This is a genomic window from Bifidobacterium sp. H6bp9, assembly GCF_032193695.1.
Classification (GTDB): Bacteria; Actinomycetota; Actinomycetes; order Actinomycetales; family Bifidobacteriaceae; genus Bombiscardovia; species Bombiscardovia kimbladii.
The window spans coordinates 95,767-119,080 of record NZ_JASTZY010000003.1 but is presented as its reverse complement, the minus strand read 5'-3'; the positions used below and the strand labels follow the sequence as shown (position 1 = coordinate 119,080).

The window sequence follows — 23,314 nt, the reverse complement described above, 5'->3', positions numbered from 1 at the left end:
GGAATCAAAGCAATGGACGAGAATGCAATCCACCAATGGCTCATCGAGTGCTTCGGCCCGGTGCAGGGCGAGCTGGCCTGGAGTCAGTTCTCACAGCTGCCTGAGTCCATCCGCTCGCAGATGGCGGCCCAGGGAGCTGATCAGCTGCCCAAACCCGCCGAGGTTCAGGCTCTGATTCAGGCTTTTACGGCCGGAGGGCTGAACACGCCGGCTGACATGCAGGCCCAGGCCGACCGGGGGCCCATCAACCTTGTGCTGGCTAAGAACATCGCCCTGGGACGCACCAGGGCCGACCAGTCCGATACCGCCGTCACAGCCGAGGACAGCGACCGGGTGGCCCGGGTCATGAGCGAGGCCAACCTCTGGCTGGACACCGTCTGCTCCTTCGACCCCGCCCCAGGCCAGACCGAAGCCTTGACCCGTGCCGGATGGATCGAGGGCAGCATAGACGCCTGGGTCCAGTTCGCCTCGCCTGTGGCCCAGGCGGTCAGCGAGGCCCTGACCTCCGTCATCAACCAGCGCTTCCAAGGTTTCGACCAGGGCGAGATTTCGGGGATGTTCGCCGGACCTGTGCCCATCCCCCTGCCCGACAATCTCAAGGATCCGACCACGCTGATGAGACTGCTGGGGAACACCTCATTCGCCATGCAGCTGGGGCAGGCCGCCGGCGAGCTGGCCAAGGAGGTCCGCGGAGGATTCGACCAGGGCATCCCGTTGCTGAAGAACCCCGCCGGAGCCCTCATACCGCAGAACATCAAGGCCTACGCCAAATCATTGGAACTGGATCTGGACGAGGTCACCCGTTACATGGCCCTCAAGGAGGCCGCCCACGCCCGGCTCTACGCCGCCGTCCCCTGGCTGATGCCGCGCTTCGAGGCCCTGATCGGCAAGTACGCCCGGGGGGTCTCCATCGACCTGGACGCGGTGGAGGATCAGCTGCGCGACGCCGACCAGATCAATCCCGAATCCATCGCCGGCGCCATCAACCTCAGCAATGTCGGCATCGAGGACACCCCTGAGCAGAAGGAGGCCCTGCACAGCCTGGGCGACCTGCTGGCCCTGGTGGACGGCTGGGTGGATTGCGTGGTCTGGAATGCCGGCATGGCCCACCTGCCCCACCTGGAGCAGCTGCGGGAGATGACCCGACGCGAGCGCGCCGTGGGAGGGCCGGCCGAGCAGACCTTCGAGTCCCTGCTGGGCCTGCATCTTCACCCCAAGCGGCTGCGCGAGGCCGCCGACCTCTGGGAGCGCATCACCGCCGAGGAGGGAGTCCAGGGCCGTGACGGCCACTGGTCCCATCCTGACCTGCTGCCTTCCCTGCCTGTCAAGGACGAAGGCGGCCAGGGCGGAGCATCCACCTCTGCAGATGGGCAATCCGAGCAGAAGGCCTCCACTTCCGCCACCTCGGTGGACTGGGATGCCGAGCTGGACAAACTGCTGAATGCCGAAGACAAGGATTCCTCTGCCGATCTGGCCACCCCTGCAGACTCCGACGCTTCCGATTCCGACGCTTCAAATGACCAGGAGCATTCAGACCACGAAGCCCCCGGCAATCAGAAAAGCGCCGGCACCGATCCCAAGGACCCCGACAGCGGTCACCCGGACCAGAACAACTCAGACAAGGGCGATTCGGACGGCAACCAAGCTTGAATCGCACTCCCTCTCCCCGCGTTCCGAGGGGCCGAATCGATAGCGCTCAGCGGTGAATGAACCGGCTGGGAGCGCGCCGGGCAAAGGCGCTGCCGTCCTTGTGCTCCGCATAGGAAAGATGCAGGGTGTCCTCTGCTCGGGTCACCCCTACATACATAAGGCGGCGTTCCTCCTCCAGAGCATCCCCCTCGGGCGGTGAGCCAAAGGGAATCAGCCCCTCGGCACAGCCCACGATGAAGACATGGGCGAACTCCAGCCCCTTGGCAGCATGAATGGTGGAGACCGTGACCCTCCCCTGGCCCATGCCGCTCTCCAGCTGCTCCAGCACCTCATGTTTGCTCAGATCGACCGACTGGTTCTGCCAGCCCGACTCCGTGCGCACCCGGTAGCCGATCCCGCATTCGTGCAGGGCACGGCAGATCAGGGTCTGCTGGGCGTTGATCCGGGTCAGGATTGCAAACTGGCCGGGGCGGGCCCCCTTCCGGATCATGGAGGATATACGGGAGGCCACTGCCCCAGCCTCTTCACCATCGTCCTCGTAACGGGTCATCGCGACCCTGCTGCCCTCCTGGCGGGCTGATGCCAGCTTCAGGTAGTCGTCACGCACCGGCGAGCGAGCCAGAATGCCATTAGCGTAGTGAACCACTCTTCCCGTGGACCGGTAGTCGGTGGTCAGGTCCAGATCGGCCTTGATTCCCGGGAATTCCTGGGGGAAGTTCAGCAGGTAGTAGGAGGTGGCCCCCGCAAAGGAGTAAATGGTCTGGGCCGGGTCCCCCACCACGCACAGGTTCTGCCTGCCGTCGAGCCAGAGCTTGAGCAACCGATGCTGCAGGGGCGAGACATCCTGGTACTCGTCCACGGTCAGCCAGCCGATGCGGTCTCGAATGTCAGCAGCAGCCCGGCCGCCCTCTTCCAAAATGTGGCAAACCAGCAGAAGAATATCGTTAAAGTCCATCTGATTATGGGCGGCCTTGGAGCTCTCGAAGACCGTGTACAGGTCGGCCATCCGCTCAGCCTCCAGACCAGCCGGCGGCAGACGGTGACTGGCCGCGCAGACCCGAACATAGTCTTGAGGGGCGATCAGCCCCACCTTGGCCCAGTTGATCTCCGCAGTCAGGTCCCTGACCTGGCCCGGGTCGGCCTCCTCACCGCATACCCGCTGGCAGGCGGAGGACACCAGAGGAGCCACATCCTCGATCAGATCCGGAAGATAGGTCTCGCTGACCTGGGGCCAGACCCGCCTGAGCTGGCGCAGGGCCGCCGAGTGAAAGGTCGCCGCCTGCAGGGAGGCCGACACGCCAAGCTTGCTCAGACGATCACGCATCTCGGCTGCGGCACGGACCGAAAAAGTCACTGCCAAGGTTCTGGAGGGCTCCCAGCTTCCACTGGCGCAGGCATAGGCCATCCGTCGGGTGATGGTCCTGGTCTTGCCAGCTCCGGCCCCTGCGACGATCCGCACAGGCCCGTCAAGCACAGTGGCCGCCTGCCGCTGGGCAGGATCCAGGCCCTGCAGCAATCGTTCCTCATCCTCATGCACACCCCCATTGTGTCAAAGGCCAGTACCGGAACCCGCTGCGGCGTGCCCCTGTGGTCGAGTGGACAACCGTATTCACAACAGTCCTTGTATTATCCTTGAGAATGTGAGTGAACGAACGAAGCTGACCCTGGCCGCCCTGGCGTCGGCCGCCATGCCCGAGGTGCCCATGACCGGCGCGCGGGACTGCGACCAGCTCAGCAGCCTTGACCGTGCACAGGGCGTGGACTGTGCGGTGGTCCAGGACGCGACCGGCAACGTCTACGACGTCTGGGCCACCAGCTCGGAAGCCGGCAAGCGCCGGTTGGCCGCTCGGGTCAAGGCGGCTCAGGCTCTGGCCGATGCCAAGGAGATGGCGGCCATGGGCTTCAGGGTCGAGCACATCCTGGCCTACCAGCCCGGCGAGAAGGCCGATAGTCCGACCGGCACCACAGCTGTTGCCGTCATGACCCACTGCCCAGGCCGAATCCGTCCCCTCCATCTGCTGACCTTGAACGAATGCACCGCCGCAGGCACAGCCATTGGCGCCATCCACCGGGTGCGCCCTGATTTTCTGAACACCCACGGATACCCAGCCTTCTCCACTGCCCAGATCGCGGCCCAACTGCGGGGATGGATCAAGCGGCTGCGCATGGACGGCCACGTGCCCAAGGAAATCACCGATTCCTGGGCATCCATCGTGGCGACCGACGGACTCTGGTCCTTTGAAACATGCACCGTGCACGGAGGCTTTTCCGACGGCGACCTGCTCTATGCAGGCTCCGGGCTCAGCGGGGTCTACGGTTGGCAGGACATGCAGGTCAACGATCCTGCCCGTGACCTGGCCTGGATCTTCGCCAAGCTGGACGGATCCCGCCGCAACGCAGTCATTGCAGCCTATGGCAGGATGATGGGGGCTCGGCTGGACGACCTGATCATGCTCCGAGCCAATCTCTGGCTGCAGATGGAGCAGGTGGGCGACTTCATCACCGCCCTGGATCATGCCGACAACGAACGGATCATCCAATTCAAGGCCCAGGTGGAGCGTCTGGCCCAGCAGTTGGGCGACCACGAGCAGAACCAGCGCGCCCGTCGTCAGCAGCAGACTTCCGGTTCGTCACCCACTGGGGCACCCTCCACCATTACCGTGGGCACCCTGCTCGGCGATGACAATGCCGAGAATCCGGCATCAGAACAGGGCCTTGCCGCGGCAGATACGGCAACCTCACCTAAGGAACCCTCCTTTGAACCCTCGGATGAGAGCTCGGCCACCATCGCCATCAGCAAGGCAGAAATGGCTGACCTGGCTCAGACCCAGACCGCCATGGACCATTCCGAAGCCAGGAATAAGCCCATCAGACAGGCCCAGAGCACAAACCTTGGCAGCGACAATCAACCCAAGCCACCAGCTGTTGCTCCTGTTGCCCAAGAAGAGGAATCAGGCCTGAGTGATCACTTCCGCGGCATCGGCAGTCCAGCCACTAGCGACGACGATACGGATGGCGAGGCGAATCCAAAAGCTGCAACGAGCGACGCGTCCGTAGACAGCCAGTCCTCGACTGAGGCAGGAGAGACCGCTTCCCAGCCGCATGATGCCTCGTCAGCACAAACCCTCGCCAGCGATCAGGCTGAGACCGTCGTCATTCCCAGAAAGCCCCTGCCCGAGCAGACCCCCACGCTCACCGCAGACGGACAGGCATCGGCATCACCGCCGGAAAGCGGCTCTTCCCCGGAGGAGCATCAGGGAGACGCTTAGAGCGTAATCACCCGGGCCAGCGAATAATGAGACCGGAAGAACCGTGGGCCGGCAGGTCTGGGCGACGGAAAACAACCTTGGAGGTAGCAATGGATATCGAATTCGGCATCAAAAATGTGGCCCGGACGGTCAACTTCAGCACCAATGCCAAGGCGGACGAGGTGGCTGCCCACATCGCCCAGGCCCTGAACGAGGGCGGGCCCATCGATCTGGTGGACGACAAGGGCCGGCACATCATTGTTCCTAAGGAGTCCCTGGGCTACGCAGTGGTCGGTTCGGACACCACCCATCCGGTCGGCTTCGGTGTCCTGGGAGGCTCCTCCGACTGAGGCTGTGATCGCCTGACGGGGGCGGCCGGGTCCTTGTGGTCCGACCGCCCCCGATTCGTATCCGCTAACCCTTCCAGGCCACCGGACGGCTCCCCCGGGCCCTGTCCACGATTCGGGCCACCACATCGTCACTGGTGCTGTTCTCCCCCATGCGATTGGGCTTGCCTTGCCCGTGCCAGTCCGATCCTCCGGTCACCAGCAGCCCCCAGCGCTGTGCCAGGGCCAGCAGCCGTCGGCGCTGCTCGGGCGGATTGTCCCGATGCCAGACCTCCAGGCCTCCCAGTCCCTCCCTGGCCAGAGCGGCTATTTGCTGGTCGGAGAGCAGGACGGGATTGCGACTGACTGCACCGGGGTGGGCTACGACCAGGACGCCGCCTGCATGGTTGACGGCTGCCAGCACCTGGTGGGTGGTCGGCGAGGGCGTTGGCAGGTAGTAGGCGCTTCCGGAGGAGCAGACCCCGGCGAAGGCCTGGCTGCGGTCGGCATAGACACCGGCCTTGACCAATGCATCGGCGATATGCGGGCGGCCCACCGTGGTCCTCGACCCCTCCTTGACCTGATCCAGCACATCCTGCCAGGTGATCGGGTAATCCCGAGAGATCCGCTCGACCATGGTCCTGGTTCTGGTCAGCCTGGCCTCCCTGGTCTTGGCGAAGAGCCCGGCGATGACCGGATCCTCAGGATCATAGAGGTAGGCCAGCATGTGAACCGAGACATGGCCATCCTGGGCGGTGATTTCGGTGCCTGGCAGCAGCGGCATTCCCAGGTCCTGGGCCGCCTGACGGGCCTCATCCCAGCCCGCATTGGTGTCATGGTCGGTGATGGCCAGACCCTCAAGTCCCAGCTGCTGCGCCTGCTCGACCATCCCCCGGGGCGTCACGGTGCCGTCGGAGAACACGGTGTGGCAGTGCAGGTCCCAGCCGGAGACCGTGACAGTATCCTCATGCGTCATGCCTCCATCCTAAACTCGTGAACGCGTTCCCGTCTCAGAGAACCCTCCCGACCATTGAGGTGATGGACCCCATGAGCGAACCGACCTCGTCAGCCCCTTCCAGCTATCTGATCGCCGCCCTGACCTCGTTTGCGGCGCTCTACGCCAGCCTGGTCCTGTCAGCGGAAACCCTGCAACTGGCGCGTCACCCCCAGGGCCAGCTCAGCTGTGACATCAACTCGGTGGTCTCCTGCTCAGCCGTGGCCCAGTCCCCCCAAGCCGAGCTGATCCGCCTGGGCACACTGCCGATCCCCAATGCCTTTCTGGGGCTGGTCGCTGAGGCTGTCTTCCTGACGCTGGCCGTAGTGGGTCTGTGCCGAATCAAAATGCCTGCGCTGCTGGCGGCAGGGACCTGGCTGGCCTCGCTTGCCGCCCTGGCCTATGCGCTCTGGCTGTTCGCCCAGTCGCTCTTCGTCATCCACGCCCTCTGCCCCTGGTGCCTGGTCATGACCTTCGCCACCAGCCTGCAGTTCATGGCCTTCAGCCACGCCACGGTCATCCAGCAGGGTCTGCCGCGCAAGAGGTCGGGATGGCTGCTGACCTACTATCAGCGGCACTTCGACCTGATGGTCGACCTGGTCTGGCTGGTCGCCCTGGCCACTATCGTCCTGGCTGTGGAAGGATCCGCCCTCTTCGGCTGATCAGCAGTCTGGCACATGCTCCAGGGTCAGACGGGCGACCATTCTGGCCGGTCCAGTCAGCCACACATCCTGAGAATCCACATCCACCTTCAGACGGCCCCCGCCCACCTGGATGGTCCAATGGTCGACCCCGGTCAGGGCTCGCAAGAGCACGCCGCTGGCGCACAGACCGGTACCGCAGGACAGGGTCTCGCCCACCCCACGCTCATAGACCCTCATGGTGGCCCGACCGCTGCCATTGTCGGCACCCAGGGCATCCAGACGCAGGAATTCCACATTCTGCCCCTCAGCCAGCCCGGGCCTGACCCGCGGCGGGGCCGACAGGTCCAGATCGCCCGGATCGGGCAGGTCGGTCCTAGCCAGCAGTTCGATCACGGTCCCGGGCAGTCCACCGGCCTCCAATTCGGCAGCAACTGCAGTCAGGACGACTGCATGAGGATTGCCCATATCCACCATGGTGCCAGGAGCCGAGCCTCCCAGGGCTCCGCCGTCGACCAGCTGTTGCCCCACCGGCCCCATCCGCCAGGCCCCGACCTTGACCTTGAACACATGATCGCCGTCGCACTTCATCGGACTGCGCGAGACGATCCGCTTGACCCCGGCCCGGGTCCCCAGCAGGAAGGAGGCGCCTTCCATAGTCGGCGTCAACCCCTGCTTCTGGGCGAAGAGGGTGATGGCCCGGGTCCCGTTGCCGCACATCTGAGCCAAGGAACCGTCCGCATTGCGGTAGTCCATGAACCACTGGCAGCCGAAACGGTCGCAGGCATCCACCTGCTCCTGGTTCAGGTCGCTGACATCGGCCGGGTGGGTCAGCCGGATGACCCCGTCGGCTCCGACCCCGAAATGACGGTCGCACAGCCAGCGCACCTGGTCGGCCGTAGGCTCCAGATCCCCCCGGGGATCGGCGTAGACCACGAAATCGTTGCCGGTGGCTTGCATTTTGTAAACAGTCCGGGGAATACTCATGCTTGTAGCGTACGGCCCTTCGGCGACAGGCTAGGGTGGTTCTTCGGCTGCGAAAGGAGCGGATCAGATGACATCAGATGCACCGATCGGGATCTTCGACTCCGGACTCGGCGGTCTGAGCGTCACCGCAGCCATCCGCAACCTCCTTCCTCAAGAAAACCTGCTTTACTTCGGCGATTCCGCCTACGCCCCCTACGGCATCAAGAAGCCGGATCAGATCACCCAGCGCTGCCAGGTCATTGGCGACCGGTTCATGGACCAGGGCGTCAAGGCCATGGTCATCGCCTGCAACACCGCCACCAGCGTCTGCGTGGATGAAATGCGCCGACGCTACCCGGTCCCGGTCATCGGCATGGAGCCGGCCCTGAAGCTGGCTTGCACACGTGGCGGAGGCCGACCCCAGCGGGTACTGGTCACGGCCACCTCGCTGACCTTGAAGGAGGCCAAGTTCTCACGCCTGATGGCACGGTTCTCCGGCAGGCACACCATCCTGACCCAGCCCTGCCCAGACCTGGTGACCATTGTGGAGTCTGACAGGCTGAATGACCAGGCCCTGGTCGATGCCACCCTGCACCGTTATTTGGATCCCTATGACCTGCAGACCCTGGATGCCCTGGTCCTGGGCTGCACCCACTTCGTCTTCTTCCGCCAGTCCATCGCCCGCATCTGCCCGCCAGGCCTGGCGCTGATCGACGGCAACCCTGGGACGGCCCGCCACCTCAAGGATCTGCTGGCCCAGGCCGATGCTCTCAACCCGGGCCCCGGCACCGGCAGAGTAGAGATCGCCAACTCCGATCCCTCACCGGCCATGCTGGATCTGTCCAAGCGGCTGCTGGCCTCCTGCCGCCCCTGAACGGCTTGTCCAACGTTCACGCATAAGCTGTCATCAAGCTCGGATATCTGTCAGGAAACGAGGTGCCATGGCACGCAAAAGAACAGCCGTCATCGACGTAGGCGGCGGCTACCGGTCCATCTTCGGCGCCGGCGTCTTCGACCGCTGCATGGAGCAGGGCATCACCTTCGATCACTGCTACGGGGTCTCGGCCGGCAGCGCCAATCTGGCCTCATTCCTGTCGGGCCAGCTCAGACGCTGCTACCGCTTCTACACCGTCTACTCCTCCCGCAAGGAGTACGCGAGCGTGAGCAACTTCCTGACCAAGCACACCTTCGTCGACCTGGACTACGTCTATGGCAAACTGTCGGCCCATGACGGGGAATGCCCACTGGATTACCAGGCTCTGAAGGCCAATCCGGCCCTGTTCACCGTAGTCGCCTGCAAGGCCACTGACGGATCCACCGTCTACTTTGACAAGTCCGACCTGGCCCAGGACAACTATGACATCCTCAAGGCCTCATCCACCGTGCCGGTGGCCAACAAGCCCTACATGATCGATGGGGTGCCCTATCTGGACGGCGGCATCGCCGACCCGGTCCCGGTCCGCAAGGCCATGGACGAGGGCTACGAGCGCATCGTCCTGGTCCTGACCCGCCAGAGGGATATTCTGCGCGAACAGAAGAAGGATGTCCTGCCGGCCCGGATCCTGGCCAGGACGTATCCGGCGGCCGGCGAGCGCCTGATGGAGCGCTACCGCACCTACAACGACGAGGTGGCCCTGGCCAAGCAGGCCGAAAAGGAGGGTCGGGTGCTCATCCTGGCCCCTGACAGCCTGTGCGGACTGACCACGCTGAGCAAGTCGCTCAAGGGACTCAACGCCATGTACGACAAGGGCTATCGGGCCGCCGAGGCCATAGCCGACTTCCTGAAAAGCTGAAACCCGACCCCGCAGGACCTGCCATGCGGAAATTGCTTATTAGGACACGGCCTTACAGAGCCGGCGTCCCGGCCCCGCCCTCTGCGCCCGCACTCCTGCGGCCGTGGCGGGGATCCGCACTGCCCTGGGTGCTCTGGGCGGTCATCAGCGCTGCGGTCATCTGGTTGAAGAGCTCGTTGTAACCACCGGGGGTCGCCGCAGGCAGAACCAGGGTCTTGGCATTGTCGGACTCGGCCAGCGAGCGCATCACATCCAGATATTGGTTGAAGAGCACCACATTGTTGACCGCATCGATATCCATGCCCACGGCCCTCAGACTGTTGATCTGGTCCACAATGCCGTTGGCGATCTCCCGTCGGTAGTTGGCCTGGCCCTCGCCCTGCATCCTGGTCTTCTCGGCATCGGCCCTGGCCTGGGTCTCGATCTCGATCCGACGGGCCTCGGCACGCTCCCTGGTGGCCTCCTTCTCACGCTGAGCCGCGTTGATGGAGTCCATGGCCTGCTTGACCTGGGCGGAGGGGTCGATAGCCGTGACCAGGGTCTTGATGACCGAGAACCCGAAGCGCTGCATCTCCTGGCCCACGGTCTGCTGCACGTCGGAGGCGATGTCGTCCTTGCGGGCGAAGGCGTCGTCCAGGCTCAGGGCGGGAATGGCCGACCTGAGGGCGTCCTCCATATAGGAGCGCAGCTGGCCCGCCGGGTCGACCAGCTCGTAGTAGGCCGTAGACACGTTGGCCGCCTCCACCCGGAACTGGGTGGAGACCTCCACGGTGACGAAGACGTTGTCCTTGGTCTTGGTCTCCAGCTTGACGTTCAGCTGGTTGACCCGCAGATTGGTCTTGGCGGCTATCCGGTCCACCAGGGGGATCTTGGCGTGGATGCCTGCCAGCGCCACCCGGTGGTACTTGCCGAAGCGCTCAATGACGTCCGCCTGCTGCTGGGGCACCACGAAAATCCCCAGAAGGAAGATGATCAGCGCCAGGACCAGCACGGCGATCACAATGGCTATGCCCAGATGCATGAGTGTTCTCCTTCGAGCTTAAAACCCTTGGGGCCGGACCTGAGAACCGCACCATTCCGGCCTATCCTCTCATCACCATACATGATGGACTCGTCTGAATAATCGGTTCGGGCGCATAAGCCGTAATAGACTCGGTTTAACAAGTCTTCAACCCGAAAGGATGAATATGGCAAAACTACGCGGCATCGACGCCGAAATCTTCCCCCTGGTCCTGGGCGGCAACACCTTCGGATGGACCAGCGACGAATCTGTGTCTGACCAGGTCCTGGATGCCTACACGCAAGCCGGGGGCAACCTGATCGATACAGCCGACGTCTACTCGGCCTGGGCCCCAGGCCACTCCGGCGGCGAGTCCGAGATCGTCCTAGGCCGCTGGCTGGCCAAGAACGGCAACCGCAACAAGGTCCTGGTGGCTACCAAGGTCAGCCAGCACCCCCAGTACTCCGGTCTTTCAGCCAAGAACATCGAGGCCGCCGCCGACGCCTCCCTGCTCAGGCTGGGTCTGGATGTGATCGACCTCTACTACGCCCACTTCGACGACAGCTCCACCCCCTTGGAGGAGACTGCGGCAGCCTTCGACAAGCTGGTCAAGGAGGGCAAGGTCCGGGCCATCGGAGTGTCCAACTACACGCCGGACCGGATCCGTGAATGGTTCAGCATTGCACGCAAGGAGGGCCTGACCCTGCCGGTGGCCCTGGAGCCCCAATACAACCTGGTCTACCGCAAGGACTATGAGAATGGCCTTATGCAGGTCGCCAAGGACGAGGATTTGGCGGTCTTCCCTTACTTCTCGCTGGCTTCGGGCTTCCTGACGGGCAAGTACCGGACCATGGACGACCTCAAGGGCAAAAAGCGCGAGGGCATGGTCAAGGACTTCTTCACCCAGGAGGGACTGGACGTGGTCGCTGCCATGGACGGCATCGCCAAGGCCCACGGGGTCGAGCTGGCCACCGTAGCCCTGGCCTGGCTCAACCATAGGCCTGGGATCGCAGCCCCCATCGCCTCTGCACGCACCCCCGAGCAGCTGCCGGCCCTTCTGGCCGCTGCCCATCTGGAACTGAGCGACCAGGATATGCAGACCCTGGATCAGGTCAGCGACAAGGTCAAGGGCTGATCAGCAGCCGGCGCTCCATCGCAATATTGCCAGCCGCACGGCCAAGCGTGGCGCAGACGAGCACCTAGCCAGGCAGGTCGTATTGAAAAAGGGCTTCCATCTCCTATCAGATGGAAGCCCTTTTTATGCAATTATGATCAGGCTTTGACCAGGTCGACCTGCGGCTGGTCCAGATCGCCAGCATTGACGGTCAGACTGGTGGCCAGGGTCTCTCGGGCGATCAGGTCGCTGAACTGCTGAGCCTTGGAGGCATCCTCCTTGGGGAGGGTCAGGGTCAGCCGAATCCGGTCAGCGATGTCCAGGCCAGCGGTCTTCCGAGCATCCTGAACCTGGCGGATCAGATCCCTGGCATAGCCCTCCGCCAGGAGATCGTCGTCCAGCTGGGTGTCGAGAATGACGAAGCCGCCGGTGGGCAGGGCCGCGGAGGCCGACCGGTCGGCCTGGGAGCCATCCTCCTGCTCGATCCGGTTGTCCAGCTCGTATTCGCCGGGTTCCAGGGCCACCGCTCCGTCGGGGGTGGTGACGACCACGTGGCCGTCCTGCTCGGACCAGTCGCCCTGCTTGGAAGCCTTGATGACGAACTGGACCTGCTTGCCCAGCCGGGGTCCGGCCGCACGGGCATTGACCTTGAGATCGTGGATGATCCGCAGACCATGCCGGCCGGCCTGGTCCAGGGTGCAGAACTCCACGTCCTTGATGTTGAGCTCGGACTTGAGCACGTCCACGTAGGAGCGGGCCGCGTCGGGGTCACGAACCACCACGGTCAGCAGGGACAGGGGCTGGCGTACGCGAATCTGCTCGGCCTTGCGCAGGGCCAGGGTGGCCGAAACCACCTCGCGGACCTTCTCCATGGCGGCTACCAGGGCAGGATCGTCACGCAGGACCTGTCCCAGTTCGGTCTCCTGCCCGGTGGCCTCGTCGGCCAGGAAGGGCCAGTCGGCCAGATGGACAGACTCGCCACCGGTCAGGCCCCGCCAGATCTGCTCGGCTTCCATGGGCGCCAGGGGGGCCAGAAGGCGGGCGAAGGCCTCCAGAACCGTGTAGAGGGTGTCGAAGGCCTGGTGGTCCTCGCCCCAGAAGCGGTCGCGGTTGTTGCGGATGTACCAGTTGGTCAGCACATCGATGAAGTCGGTCACCGCATCGCAGGCCTCCGAGATGGCGAAGTCGTCCAGGGCCTTCTGCACCGATTGGATCAGCCGACGGGTGCGTGCCAGCAGGAAGCGGTCCATCTCCGGCAGGTCGGCCACACGCTCCGGCGTCAGCGCCTGGGCCTGGTAGCCGGCGCCCTTGTTAGCCGCGTTGGCATAGAGCGTGTAGAAGTAGTAGGAGCTCCAGACCGGCAGCATGACCTGGCGGACCGTGTCGCGGATGCCATCGGCGGTGACGACCAGGTTGCCGCCGCGCAGGATGGACGAGCTCATCAGGAACCAGCGCATGGCGTCGGATCCGTACTTGTCGAAGACCTCGTTCACATCCGGGTAGTTGCGCAGGTGCTTGCTCATCTTCTGGCCGTCGGAGCCCAGGACGATGCCATGGCAGATCACGTTCTTGAAGGCCGGGCGGTCGAAGAGGGCCGTGGACATGATGTGCATGGTGTAGAACCAGCCGCGGGTCTGGCCGATGTACTCGACCACAAAATCACAGGGATCCCTGTCCTCGAAGTACTGCTTGTTCTCGAAGGGGTAGTGGAACTGGGCGAAGGGCATGGAGCCCGACTCGAACCAGCAGTCCAGCACATCGGTGATCCTGTGCATGGTGGATTTGCCGGTGGGGTCGTCAGGGTTGGGCCTGGTCAGCTGGTCGATCCAGGGCCGATGCATGTTGATCTGCCCCTTGTCATCGGTCGGGTAGCGGCCGAAGTCCTTCTTGAGCTCATCCAAGGACCCGTAGACGTCCACCCGAGGATACTTGGGATCGTCCGAGACCCAGACCGGAATGGGCGAGCCCCAGAACCTGTTGCGGGAGATGGACCAGTCACGGGCATTGGCCAGCCACTTGCCAAACTGGCCGTCCTTGACGTTTCCGGGGATCCAGTTGATCTGCTGGTTGAGTTCCAGGAGGCGGTCCTTGATCTTGGTCACGGAGACGAACCAGCTGGAGACCGGCTTGTAGATCAGCGGGGTGCCGCAACGCCAGCAGTGCGGGTAGGAGTGGACGTAGCTCTTCTCTTGGAAGAGGAGGGCCCGGTGCTCGGCTGGGATCTGTGCCAGGGGGCCGTCGCCTGCGCGCAGGTTGCGGACGATGGGCATGTTGGCCTCGAAGGCCTGCAGGCCCTGGTAGTCGGGGCACTGCTCGGTGAAGACCGCGCCTGCATCGAGCACGTCCACGCTGCGGATCCCCTTGGCGTTCAGGGTGTTCATATCGTCCTCGCCATAGGGAGCCTGGTGGACCAGGCCGGTGCCCTCCACGGTGTCGACGTAATCGGCCGTGTAGATGGTATAGGCATTGGGGCCGGGGGTGCCGCCCTCGGATTCAGCCTGCTCTCCGGCGAAGTAGGGGAAGACCGGCCAGTACCGCCAGCCCTCCATCTCTGACCCTTTGAGGGTGCGGACCACCTGGTAGTCCTCCCCCAGCTGCTTGGCGTAATCGCCCAGACGGGCCGTAGCGATGTAGAAGCGCTTGCCCGCGAAGGACCCGGAGACCGGACTGACCTCCGAGTACTCGATATCAGTTCCGACCACGATGGCCAGATTGGTGGGGACGGTCCAGGGGGTGGTGGTCCAGAAGACGGCATAGGCGTCCTCGTCCCTGAGCTTGACGGCCACGGAGACGGTGGTGTCCTGGCGGTCCTGGTAGACATCGGCATCCATGCGCAGCTCATGGTTGGACAGCGGGGTCTGATCCTTCCAGCAGTAGGGCAGCACCCGGTAGCCCTCATAGGCCAGGCCCTTCTCGTAGAGGGTCTTGAAGGCCCACATGACCGACTCCATGTAGGAGACATCAAGGGTCTTGTATCCGTGGTCGAAGTCCACCCAGCGGGCCTGACGGTGGACGTAGTCCTTCCACTCGCTGGTGTACTTGAGCACTGAAGCGCGGCAGGCGTCGTTGAACTTCTCGATGCCCATCTGCTCGATCTGATCCACGCTGTCGATGCCGAGCTCACGCTGCGCCTCCAGCTCGGCAGGCAGACCGTGGGTGTCCCAGCCGAAGACCCTCTTGACCTTGTGGCCCTTCATGGTCTGGTAGCGGGGAATGACATCCTTGACGTAGCCGGTCAGCAGGTGTCCATAGTGGGGCAGGCCGTTGGCGAAGGGCGGGCCATCGAAGAAGACGAACTCATTGTCGGCATGATCGCCGGAAGGGCGACGATCCACTGACTTGTTGAAGGTGTCGTCATGGTCCCAGTAGTCCAGAACGGACTCCTCCATATGGGGGAAGGAGGGATTGGGCTTCACCTTGGCCAGAGCCGGGTCCACCACCGCCTTGGGATAGACTGCGCCATCCCGTTTTGTCGCATCTGAGGTATCAGTGGTCTGATTCACCGTTCACGCTCCTCGCTGGTCGTTCATGTCGCCATGTCGAGGACGAGGGACCTATGGGGCCCACCGCGGTACCACCTCGCTTGCCCGGCCAATGACCTGCGCCGGACCGCTTGAACTGGGCTATGCGGGCCCGCCCGTCGGTTCTACTGAGGATCGCCGCAAGCGAGCCCGTTCTTCCGAGGGCTCCCCGCTGATAACGGATCAAGGCCCATTGGTGACCAGATTATACCATCCTCAGGAAACCTGACCCGCCCGTTCGCATAACGAAACAGTCGTCAGGACTGGAAGCGTTCAGGATGGCGCGGATCGCCCGGCAGATCATCCAGAGTGTTCTCGGCACCTAGCGCCTGCCGCCAGAAGTCCAGAGAGTGCCCATAAGGGCTGGCCTGCCCGCCGTGGGCCTGCAGGTCGGCCTTGGCCTGGAGCACGTCCTCCTCGCTCACCCCGTCCAAAAGCCCGACAAGTCCGGCGAATCGATCCGAGTCGTAGAAGATACCGCCGACGATCTCCAGAAGTCGGCTGGCACGTTTCATGGGCAGGGAATCCCAGTGCCTGAGCTCGATGTAATTCTTCAAACGGACGTCGTTGAAGTGCGTGGTGAGGATATGCGCTATCTCGGCATCGTTGAGCCGGCGGTCAGGATAGATCTCCCCGGCGTTCTCATGCCAGGCAATGAAGAACTGCCGACCCTGCGGCCCGTCCACCTCAGGGGTGTGGGAGACATCCGCCACCATGAGCGGGGTGGAGAGCATATCCACGGCGTAGTCCTCCCAGCCGAAGCCGTCCTCGAACAGCCCCGGAATCAGGCCTGTGCGCTGGGTGTCGAGCCAATCCCAGATCCGCTGGCGTCGCAGGGGCATGCGGTTGGGCTTCCCCTCAAAGATCGGAGTATTGCGGAAGAAGTAGGCCACAATAGGCCCGATGGCCGTGCCCAGACGGATCTTGGCGATGGCATCATCCTCGTCCTGGTAGTCGATGCTGATCTGGGTGGAGGCGGTGCTGCGCATCATCATGGGCCCGCACTGGCCGATGCGACCCAGGTAGGTGTTCATGACCGCATAACGTTCCTTGGGATTGACGCCCACATCCGCATAGGACCCAGCCGGACGGTACCCGTACTCAACCAGACGGAACCCCAGTCGCTCGGCGATGGGGTCGACCTCGGCACGGAAGCGACGGTAGAGATCCTCGAATTCTCGGCTGTCACGTACCACACCTAGGGAGCACTCCACCTGGCTCCCGGGCTCCAGGGAGACCACGCAACCCGGCCTGCTCAGCCCGACCAGGTGACCATCCTCCCGGTATTCTGCATCGCCGTCATAGCAGGGCTCCAAGGCAGACAGCAGGGCCTCGATGCCCTGCTCTCCCTCATAGGGAACCGGGGCATCGGAACCATCATTGCGCACCGGCAGATGCTCGATCTCAATACCGAACCGCCACTGGGACCGTGGTTTGGATCCGCGTGTGAAGTAGTCGACCAGGCTGGCCACATGCCGAGGATTTGGGACCGTCAACAGGTGCGCATACCCAGCGCCTACGCTTTTCCTCATGCTGTCATGGTAAGAGCGGCCGAGGGCCATGGGCAACCAACACGCGAGGAGTTCCACAACAAGGTATCGGTCAGTCGACCGGCGGCAATCCAGAACAACCACAACCTAAAGCAACCGCAACCCGGTCGATTTCAGGCTCAGCCCACGGTCACCGTCACGGCCTGCAGGTCTTCCCTGCGCGAGGAGGATCCCACCAGCACCTGGAACTGACCGGGCTCGACCCTGCGGTTGCAGTCGGCATCAACCAGGGCCCACTCAGACACCGGTAGATCAAAAATCACCTTCCGGGTCTGCCCTGGATCCAGCTGAATCCTTTGGAAGGCCTTGAGCTCGCGGTCGGCCCAGCTGACGGAGGTCACCAGGTCGCTGATGTAGGCCTGCACCACCTCGGTGCCTGGGCGCTGGCCGGTGTTGGTCAGGTCCACAGTCACCCTGACCCTGTCTTCAGGGCCGACGGCATCCGGTCCATCGATCTGGGGCTTTCCGTAGGCAAAGGTGGTGTAGCCCATCCCCTGGCCGAAGGCGAAGGCCGGCTCTTGGGTCAGGTCGGCATAGCGGTCACCATGCTGGCCTCGGATCTGGTTGTAGTAGACCGGCAGCTGGCCGGCATGCCTGGGGAAAGTGATGGGCAGCCTGCCTGTGGGCTCAACCTTGCCGGTGAGAATCCTGGCCAGGGCACGGCCGCCCTGCATGCCCGGGTCGGGCTGCCAGATCAGCGCCCTGGCCGACTGTGCGGACGGGGGCAGGATCAGCGGCTTGGAGGACATGAGCACGATGACCATGGGCTTGCCCGTCTGCGCCAGGGCATCCAGCAAGTCGCGCTGAGGACCATAGAGCTCCAAGGTGGCAGTCGAACGGCCCTCGCCCACCAGCTGGACCACGTCGCCGACCACGGCCACCACCAGGTCGCTTTGCCTGGCCAGGTCTACGGCCCTGTCGAAGCGGTCCTGATCGATCCTGGCCGGGGCCGCCACCTTGGGCCTGGGCTGGCCATCGGGGAAGAGCGGACCCGCAGGGTCGTCGACCAGACGGAGCACGTCGACGCCCTGTTCGCAGTTGAGCCGCCAGTTTGCAGGCAGCTCCTGGCGCAGACCGTCGGCCACTGTCGAGATCATCTCCCGCGGCTGATCCTTGATCCAGTCGCACTGGCCCGAGCCGCCGGCCCAGTCCCCCAGCTGGTTCTGGGCATCGTCGATCAGTGGACCCACCAGGGCGATGCTGTGGGCTGAATCATCGCCAGGACGGCCATCGGCATCCACCCCGCCGAACAGGGGCAGGATGCCGTCATTCTTCAAAAGGACTGCCGACTCCTGGGCCACCTGGAGGTTGAGCTCCTGGTGCTCCGGTGAGTTGATGACCGCCTTCTGGGCCTCGGGGTCGGGCAGACGCGGATCCTCGAAGAGCCCCATGCGGAATTTCAGGGCCAGGATGTGCTTGACCGCCCGGTCAAGGTCCTCCTCGTGCAGAAGCCCGGCATCCAGTGCATCCAAGGCTCCCTGGTAGAAGCCGGGCGTGGTCATGATCAGGTCATTGCCGGCCTTGACGGCGGCTGCAGCGGCCCTGGCGTAGTCGGGCTGCACCTTCTGCTCCCAGACCATCCGACCCACGTTGTCCCAGTCGGTGATCAGGGTGCCCTGGTAGCCCCACTCCCCTCGAAGCACCTCGTTGAGCAGCCAGTTGTTGATGGTGACCGGGACCCCGTCGATGGACTCGTAGCCCAGCATGAAGGTGGCCACGCCCTCCTTGGCCAGGCGCTCGAAGGGCGGCAGGAACCAGGACAGCAGCTTGCGGTGCGAAAGGTCCGCCTCGGAGGCATCGCGCCCGCCCTGGGTCTCGGAATAGCCAGCGAAGTGCTTGGCCGTGGCCAGCACAGCATCCTTGGGCAAGGTCCCGGTCATGGCCGATCCGCCCTGGTAGCCGCGCACCATGGCCGAGGCCATCTCGCCGATCAGGAAGGAGTCCTCGCCGAAGGTCTCATCCACCCGGCCCCAGCGGGTGTCCCTGGCGATGCAGAGCACCGGGGAGAAGGTCCAGTGGACGCCTGTTGTGGCGACCTCCTGGGCTGTGGCCCGCCCCATCCGCTGAACCAGTTCAGGGTCGAAGGAAGCCGCCATGCCCAACTGCTCGGGAAAAATGGTGGCCCCGCGGAAGAAGGAATGGCCGTGGATGCAGTCATCGCCGATCAGCAGAGGAATGCCCAGACGGGTGCGATGAACGGCCTTGTCAGCCTTGATCATGTTCTGCGGAGAGACATGCAACAGTGACCCGGCGTGCTGATCCACCACCTCCTTGTCCACTCCCGAGCGGGCATCAAGCTGCATCATCTGGCCCACCTTCTCCTCACGGGTCATCCGGCCCACCAGGTCGGCCACTCGCTCATCCACGCTTAGGTCGGGATTGCGGTAGGGCAGGTCCTCCGTCAACTTTCTTGATGCCATCTGGGCACCTTCCTTTCTTCATATCCGGTCAGTCTGAAGCCGATCAGGCTGGAGACGGTCTACCGGACGATGATTGCCAGGTCCCAGGGTCCGATGGTCATGGACTGTCCCTGGTCCACATGAGCCCCTGGATCAGCCTGCCCGTCAGCCACCAGCAGATGCCCCCCGTAGGGCGCGTCCAGCTTGACCTCCTTGGACGAATAATTGAGCAGGTAGGCGACCTGCTCCCCCAGGGCGTTGATGCCCTCACGCACGGTGACCAGGCCAGCCAGATCCCGGGCAGGACCGCTCAAGCCAGCCGCATCCGCCGCATCCGAAAGCAGCTGCCGCATGCCCTGGGCCGAGGGCAGGGTGCCGATCCACTCCGCACTGCCGTGGCCGTAATCATGACGGGTCACAGCTGCATATCGCCCCCAGACCGGGTGGTCATAGGAGGCTAGGACCTGGGTTCCGGTTCGCGAATTCAGCAACTCAATCAGCCCCTGGCAGGTCGGTCCGGCCTGGTCGGACCCATGTAGATCCAGGGTGAGCCCCTTGCCGGGACGGGTGAACTGGTTGTAGTCGATGCCGAACACGTCGGTCAACAGGTGCGGAGCCTTGTCATGCCAGACCTTGAGGTTCTCGTCCGCCACAAAGGAGCGCAGCGTGGCCACCAGGTGACCTCCCTGATGGACGTAGTCGGCCAGGGCCTTCAGCGTATCCTCATTGCTGCTGTAGAGGGCAGGGACCACGACCATGGCATAGCGGCCCAGCTGGGACTGGTCAGCCTCCTCGCTGATGAAATCGCACTCGATGTTGAGCTCGAAGAGGGCATCGTAGACCCGTCTGACCACATCGTTGTAGGAGATCTGCCCCTGCTCACGGGGGAAGCCGGTCTCCAGGGAGAACCAGTCCAGGGCGGTCAGGGAGTCGTTGCCCACCATGATGGCGACCCTGTTGCGCTTTCGGAGGTTGATCAGGCGCTCCCCCACACCCTTCTGCGCTACCTGCCTGCCGAACCGGCCGGCCTCCTCATAGGTGGGGTTGGGCTCCATGTCGTGCGAAAGCAGACCCTTCCAGTAGGTCTCGAAGGAGTTGTGGATGGAATGCCAATGCCAGTACATGACCCCGTCAGCCCCCGAGGCCAGATGGCTGTATGCCTGCAGCCGCAGCTGGCCCGGGTAGGGCAGCCATCCGTTCTGCCCCTGGGCCTCGGTTTCCAGGACCAGGTAGTTGGTGCCACCTTTCAGGCTGCGGGTCATGTCCCCGCCGAAGGCGATCTCCTTGCCGGTCAGGTCATCCTCGGTGGGATGGTAGATGTCCACCCCGGCCACATCCAGGCACTCGGCCGCCTCGAAGTGATCGACAGCCGGCTGGACGCCGTATGACCAGCCCGGACCCCAATCGAAATCGAAGTTGTGGGTGACGAACTGGTCCTCGCAGGCATATTCGCGCACGATGTCAGCCTGCCAGGCCAGATAGCGGCTGACCTGGCTTCGGCGGAAGCGGTCGAAGGCCGACCCCAGGGATGCATTGATGGTCCCGGTCAGGTCGGGAAAGTCCTCCCAGGAGTCGATCCTGTTGGACCAGTAGTCCAGGCCGAAGGCCGCATTGAGACGGTCCAGATCATCGTCAAAACGCCGCCGCAGATCCTTGACGAAGAGCCGCTGCATGTCAGGCGATACGCAGTCGTAGTACTTGGTCTCGTTGTCGACCTGGTAGCCGATCACCTGGGGGTTGTCGGCCACATGGCTCATCAGCCTGCGGATGACGCGCTCGCCATAGTACCGGTAGGAGGGGTTGACAATGTCCATGATCTGGCGGGCGCCATATCGGTTATGGCCCTTGGGGGTGTCCGCCAGAACATCCGGGTGCATGGCGACCAGCCAGGAGGGGACCGCATAGGTGGGCGTGCCCACGATGACCTGGATGCCGAAACGTCCAGCCGCTTCCAGCACCCGATCCACATGGCTGAAGTCGAATACGCCAGGCTGGGGCTCCAGGGTGCTCCAGGTGGATTCGGCGATACGAATGGTGGTGATGCCGGCGGACTTCATCATGGACATGTCCTTGTCCACCCGCTCATAGGGCATATATTCGTCGTAGTAGGCGCATCCGAAGATGAGCCTGTCCGGCAGACACGTGCCGCCTGACGAAGCTGAGTGGTCCTTGGTTCGGACTGCCTTGTCTGACATGATGAACTCCAATCTTGACTCGCAGGACTCAATTCACAGGGCGAAGGTGCTGAAAGATCGCAGCTCCAGGTTTGCTAGGAAGCCCTGGCTTTCTTTGCCAGTCCATTCCAGATCGGTTGACGGCTCCGAGACGGCCTTATGCGCCTGCAGCAGTGCCGAATCATCCAATGCCAAGGTTGTCGAGTCGCTCATGGTGCCGATATCTTTCAACTAGTCTTCTCTGACACTTCCAATGGCGGAAAAGCCATATCTACTAATCGTTAGATAATGATATACCTAACAGGTATTCAACGGTTCTGTCAAGTCATCGGCTCCATCCAGGGCCGCGAGCGCCACGACTTCTTTTGCTCTTCCCAGACGAGTCGGAACCCTGCTTTAGGCGAGCCATACCCCTTTTGCTGTTGCCGATACGCCCCCATGTACCATAAGTATCAAACCACCGGGAGGATCCAGGCATCCAAGAGCTGTGAAAAGGAGCCGCAATACCAGGAAATGACGAGCCGTACCAGAAAATCACCAGAGGTGAGACGCGCGGAAATCACACAGGCCGCTGCCCGCCTCATCAGCCAACATGGGTACAACGGCATATCGCTCAAAGACGTCGCTGACATGGTAGGGATGTCGCAACCGGGCGTCCTCCATTATGTGGGCAGCAAGGAAGGCCTGCTCTCCCTCTTGGTCACGGATATCTATGATGCCGATGGCACGCCAGAGGAATTCCTGCAGACCGGCCTTCCCGGGTCCGACCCCGAACATCCGCATCTTCCGGCCTATTTTGACTATTTGGTCGCCCACAATGCCGACCAGCCCGAACTCACACAGCTGTATACGGTCCTAGAGACAGAGGCCATTTCGGCCAGCCACCCCTTGCATGATTATTTCATCCGCAGGCCGGCAGAGGTCTGGAAGCGCTATTCTGAATTCCCCTGGCTGCTTCCTGATGGCATTGCGTGGGCGACAGACATGCAGGACAAGGTGAGGATGAGTCTGGAAGTCATGGACGGCATACAGATGCGGCTGCTGCGTGAGCCGAAAATCGACTACATCCAGGAATGGGACCGGTTCAAAGCGCTGATTTTTCCCTCACCACTCTGGGATGGATATTGCTGATCAGCACAGGCATTGCAGTGGCCAAACCGCAGTTGCCGGACACCAGCCGACAGGGACATCCAAGGAAGCAGCAACCAATCAGCCTTCCTGATCCATCCTGAAAGGCCTGGCATCATAAGGCACCTGATACCGCCGATCCCTCCAGAAGTATTCATAATCGTGGTCGTTGATGGGACGGACGGCCTTGCAGGGGTGGCCGTAGGCGACCACATCAGAGGGGATGTCCTTGGTGACCAGGGACCCTGCCCCGATGACCGTGTTGTCGCCGATGGTCACTCCCGGCATGACGATGGCGCCTGCTCCGATCCACACATTCCTGCCTATGCTGACCGGAACCGAGAACTGGGGCGTTCCATATACGCGTATATCGGGGCGAATGGCGTGCCCCGTGGTGACGATGGTGACGTTGGGTCCGAACATGGTGTGATCGCCTATGTCAATGCGTCCGTCGTCGACCAGAACCAGGTTGAAGTTGGCGTAACATTTGCTCCCCCAGTAGGTGTTGCAGGCCCAATTGGCCCGCACTGGCCCCTCAATCCAGCTGCCTTCGCCGAATGAACCGAACATCTCTTTGCAGAGGTCCCGCTTTTTCTCCGCCTGGCTGGGACGGCAGGCGTTGAACTCGAAGACCAGATCCTGCTGGGCGTCCTGGACCTGCTTCATTTCGGGTGTATCGGCAATGTAGATCTGGTCGGTGTCCAGCAGAGCCTTGATCTCCTCGCGGCTGGTCATGGGAAGCCCCTCTTTCCTTGATCTTCGTGGTTCAGCAGCTCCAAGGCCGGCGGGTTAGCCCCGGAACCGGCCTCG

At 63.1% G+C, this 23,314-nt stretch carries 18 protein-coding genes; 8 read left to right on the top strand and 10 right to left on the bottom strand.

Features of this window, described 5'->3' with window-relative positions; translation table 11 throughout:
- Window positions 1-12 precede the first annotated feature (12 nt).
- Window positions 13-1,650, top strand: a complete 1,638-nt coding sequence (locus QRX40_RS05480; RefSeq protein WP_313836862.1) for a zinc-dependent metalloprotease — start codon at window positions 13-15, stop codon at window positions 1,648-1,650.
- A 46-nt stretch (window positions 1,651-1,696) separates the two neighbouring features.
- Here the strand turns inward: QRX40_RS05480 and QRX40_RS05475 are convergent, their stop codons facing one another.
- On the bottom strand, window positions 1,697-3,187 hold the full coding sequence (locus QRX40_RS05475; protein WP_313836861.1) for an ATP-dependent helicase: 1,491 nt from the start codon (window positions 3,185-3,187) through the stop codon (window positions 1,697-1,699).
- Between the two features lie 103 nt (window positions 3,188-3,290).
- Here QRX40_RS05475 and QRX40_RS05470 point away from each other — a divergent pair, with 103 nt between their 5' ends.
- Entirely contained in the window at window positions 3,291-4,919 is a 1,629-nt protein-coding gene (locus tag QRX40_RS05470; protein WP_313836859.1) for a phosphotransferase, read from the top strand.
- Between the two features lie 89 nt (window positions 4,920-5,008).
- Window positions 5,009-5,248, top strand: coding sequence for a DUF3107 domain-containing protein (locus tag QRX40_RS05465; RefSeq protein WP_024627268.1), 240 nt, complete (start codon window positions 5,009-5,011; stop codon window positions 5,246-5,248).
- Window positions 5,249-5,312: 64 nt separating this feature from the next.
- On the opposite strand, the gene QRX40_RS05460 is transcribed toward QRX40_RS05465, so the two are convergent.
- Window positions 5,313-6,200: a PHP domain-containing protein gene (locus QRX40_RS05460; RefSeq protein WP_313836856.1), complete on the bottom strand. Its 888-nt coding sequence runs from the start codon at window positions 6,198-6,200 to the stop codon at window positions 5,313-5,315.
- Between the two features lie 71 nt (window positions 6,201-6,271).
- Between QRX40_RS05460 and QRX40_RS05455 the strand changes: the two genes are divergently transcribed.
- Window positions 6,272-6,880: a vitamin K epoxide reductase family protein gene (locus tag QRX40_RS05455; RefSeq protein ID WP_052692751.1), complete on the top strand. Its 609-nt coding sequence runs from the start codon at window positions 6,272-6,274 to the stop codon at window positions 6,878-6,880.
- On the opposite strand, the gene dapF is transcribed toward QRX40_RS05455, so the two are convergent.
- A complete protein-coding gene (dapF, locus tag QRX40_RS05450; RefSeq protein WP_313836854.1) occupies window positions 6,881-7,846 on the bottom strand; it encodes a diaminopimelate epimerase in 966 nt (321 codons plus the stop codon).
- Window positions 7,847-7,913: 67 nt separating this feature from the next.
- Between dapF and murI the strand changes: the two genes are divergently transcribed.
- Together murI and QRX40_RS05440 are read left to right on the top strand one after the other, a co-directional pair.
- Complete coding sequence (murI, locus tag QRX40_RS05445; protein WP_313836852.1) at window positions 7,914-8,699, top strand: glutamate racemase; 786 nt, start codon at window positions 7,914-7,916, stop codon at window positions 8,697-8,699.
- Window positions 8,700-8,766: 67 nt separating this feature from the next.
- Entirely contained in the window at window positions 8,767-9,618 is an 852-nt protein-coding gene (locus tag QRX40_RS05440) for a patatin family protein (RefSeq protein ID WP_045924054.1), read from the top strand.
- Between the two features lie 52 nt (window positions 9,619-9,670).
- On the opposite strand, the gene QRX40_RS05435 is transcribed toward QRX40_RS05440, so the two are convergent.
- Window positions 9,671-10,639, bottom strand: a complete 969-nt coding sequence (locus tag QRX40_RS05435) for an SPFH domain-containing protein (protein ID WP_045924053.1) — start codon at window positions 10,637-10,639, stop codon at window positions 9,671-9,673.
- A gap of 166 nt (window positions 10,640-10,805) precedes the next feature.
- On the opposite strand from QRX40_RS05435, the gene QRX40_RS05430 reads away from it, so the two are divergent.
- Window positions 10,806-11,753 (top strand): aldo/keto reductase, encoded by a 948-nt coding sequence (locus QRX40_RS05430; protein ID WP_313836850.1) that lies wholly within the window; start codon window positions 10,806-10,808, stop codon window positions 11,751-11,753.
- Between the two features lie 137 nt (window positions 11,754-11,890).
- Here the strand turns inward: QRX40_RS05430 and ileS are convergent, their stop codons facing one another.
- From ileS to QRX40_RS05405, 5 genes are all read right to left on the bottom strand, one after another.
- Window positions 11,891-15,235, bottom strand: a complete 3,345-nt coding sequence (gene ileS / locus QRX40_RS05425; protein ID WP_313836849.1) for a mupirocin-resistant isoleucine--tRNA ligase — start codon at window positions 15,233-15,235, stop codon at window positions 11,891-11,893.
- A 275-nt stretch (window positions 15,236-15,510) separates the two neighbouring features.
- Window positions 15,511-16,785: a glutamate-cysteine ligase family protein gene (locus tag QRX40_RS05420; RefSeq protein ID WP_313836847.1), complete on the bottom strand. Its 1,275-nt coding sequence runs from the start codon at window positions 16,783-16,785 to the stop codon at window positions 15,511-15,513.
- 137 nt (window positions 16,786-16,922) lie between these two features.
- A complete protein-coding gene (locus QRX40_RS05415; RefSeq protein WP_313836846.1) occupies window positions 16,923-19,223 on the bottom strand; it encodes a glycoside hydrolase family 3 N-terminal domain-containing protein in 2,301 nt (766 codons plus the stop codon).
- Between the two features lie 59 nt (window positions 19,224-19,282).
- On the bottom strand, window positions 19,283-21,397 hold the full coding sequence (locus QRX40_RS05410; RefSeq protein ID WP_313836845.1) for a beta-galactosidase: 2,115 nt from the start codon (window positions 21,395-21,397) through the stop codon (window positions 19,283-19,285).
- A 33-nt stretch (window positions 21,398-21,430) separates the two neighbouring features.
- Window positions 21,431-21,589, bottom strand: a complete 159-nt coding sequence (locus QRX40_RS05405) for a hypothetical protein (protein WP_313836844.1) — start codon at window positions 21,587-21,589, stop codon at window positions 21,431-21,433.
- A 300-nt stretch (window positions 21,590-21,889) separates the two neighbouring features.
- On the opposite strand from QRX40_RS05405, the gene QRX40_RS05400 reads away from it, so the two are divergent.
- Window positions 21,890-22,507: a TetR/AcrR family transcriptional regulator gene (locus tag QRX40_RS05400; protein ID WP_313836843.1), complete on the top strand. Its 618-nt coding sequence runs from the start codon at window positions 21,890-21,892 to the stop codon at window positions 22,505-22,507.
- 78 nt (window positions 22,508-22,585) lie between these two features.
- Here QRX40_RS05400 and QRX40_RS05395 read toward each other — a convergent pair whose 3' ends face one another.
- Window positions 22,586-23,239: a sugar O-acetyltransferase gene (locus QRX40_RS05395; RefSeq protein ID WP_313836841.1), complete on the bottom strand. Its 654-nt coding sequence runs from the start codon at window positions 23,237-23,239 to the stop codon at window positions 22,586-22,588.
- Window positions 23,240-23,314 lie beyond the last annotated feature (75 nt).

Excerpts from the sequence above, each read along its gene's own strand:
- dapF (WP_313836854.1), bottom strand. The coding sequence starts at position 7,846 with ATGAGTATTCCCCGGACTGTTTACAAAATGCAAGCCACCGGCAACGAT.
- murI (WP_313836852.1), top strand. The coding sequence starts at position 7,914 with ATGACATCAGATGCACCGATCGGGATCTTCGACTCCGGACTCGGCGGT.
- QRX40_RS05395 (WP_313836841.1), bottom strand. The coding sequence starts at position 23,239 with ATGACCAGCCGCGAGGAGATCAAGGCTCTGCTGGACACCGACCAGATC.
- QRX40_RS05415 (WP_313836846.1), bottom strand. The coding sequence starts at position 19,223 with ATGGCATCAAGAAAGTTGACGGAGGACCTGCCCTACCGCAATCCCGAC.
- QRX40_RS05435 (WP_045924053.1), bottom strand. The coding sequence starts at position 10,639 with ATGCATCTGGGCATAGCCATTGTGATCGCCGTGCTGGTCCTGGCGCTG.
- QRX40_RS05405 (WP_313836844.1), bottom strand. The coding sequence starts at position 21,589 with ATGAGCGACTCGACAACCTTGGCATTGGATGATTCGGCACTGCTGCAG.
- QRX40_RS05480 (WP_313836862.1), top strand. The coding sequence starts at position 13 with ATGGACGAGAATGCAATCCACCAATGGCTCATCGAGTGCTTCGGCCCG.
- QRX40_RS05460 (WP_313836856.1), bottom strand. The coding sequence starts at position 6,200 with ATGACGCATGAGGATACTGTCACGGTCTCCGGCTGGGACCTGCACTGC.
- QRX40_RS05465 (WP_024627268.1), top strand. The coding sequence starts at position 5,009 with ATGGATATCGAATTCGGCATCAAAAATGTGGCCCGGACGGTCAACTTC.
- QRX40_RS05400 (WP_313836843.1), top strand. The coding sequence starts at position 21,890 with ATGACGAGCCGTACCAGAAAATCACCAGAGGTGAGACGCGCGGAAATC.
- QRX40_RS05455 (WP_052692751.1), top strand. The coding sequence starts at position 6,272 with ATGAGCGAACCGACCTCGTCAGCCCCTTCCAGCTATCTGATCGCCGCC.
- QRX40_RS05420 (WP_313836847.1), bottom strand. The coding sequence starts at position 16,785 with ATGAGGAAAAGCGTAGGCGCTGGGTATGCGCACCTGTTGACGGTCCCA.
- QRX40_RS05410 (WP_313836845.1), bottom strand. The coding sequence starts at position 21,397 with ATGTCAGACAAGGCAGTCCGAACCAAGGACCACTCAGCTTCGTCAGGC.
- QRX40_RS05440 (WP_045924054.1), top strand. The coding sequence starts at position 8,767 with ATGGCACGCAAAAGAACAGCCGTCATCGACGTAGGCGGCGGCTACCGG.
- QRX40_RS05430 (WP_313836850.1), top strand. The coding sequence starts at position 10,806 with ATGGCAAAACTACGCGGCATCGACGCCGAAATCTTCCCCCTGGTCCTG.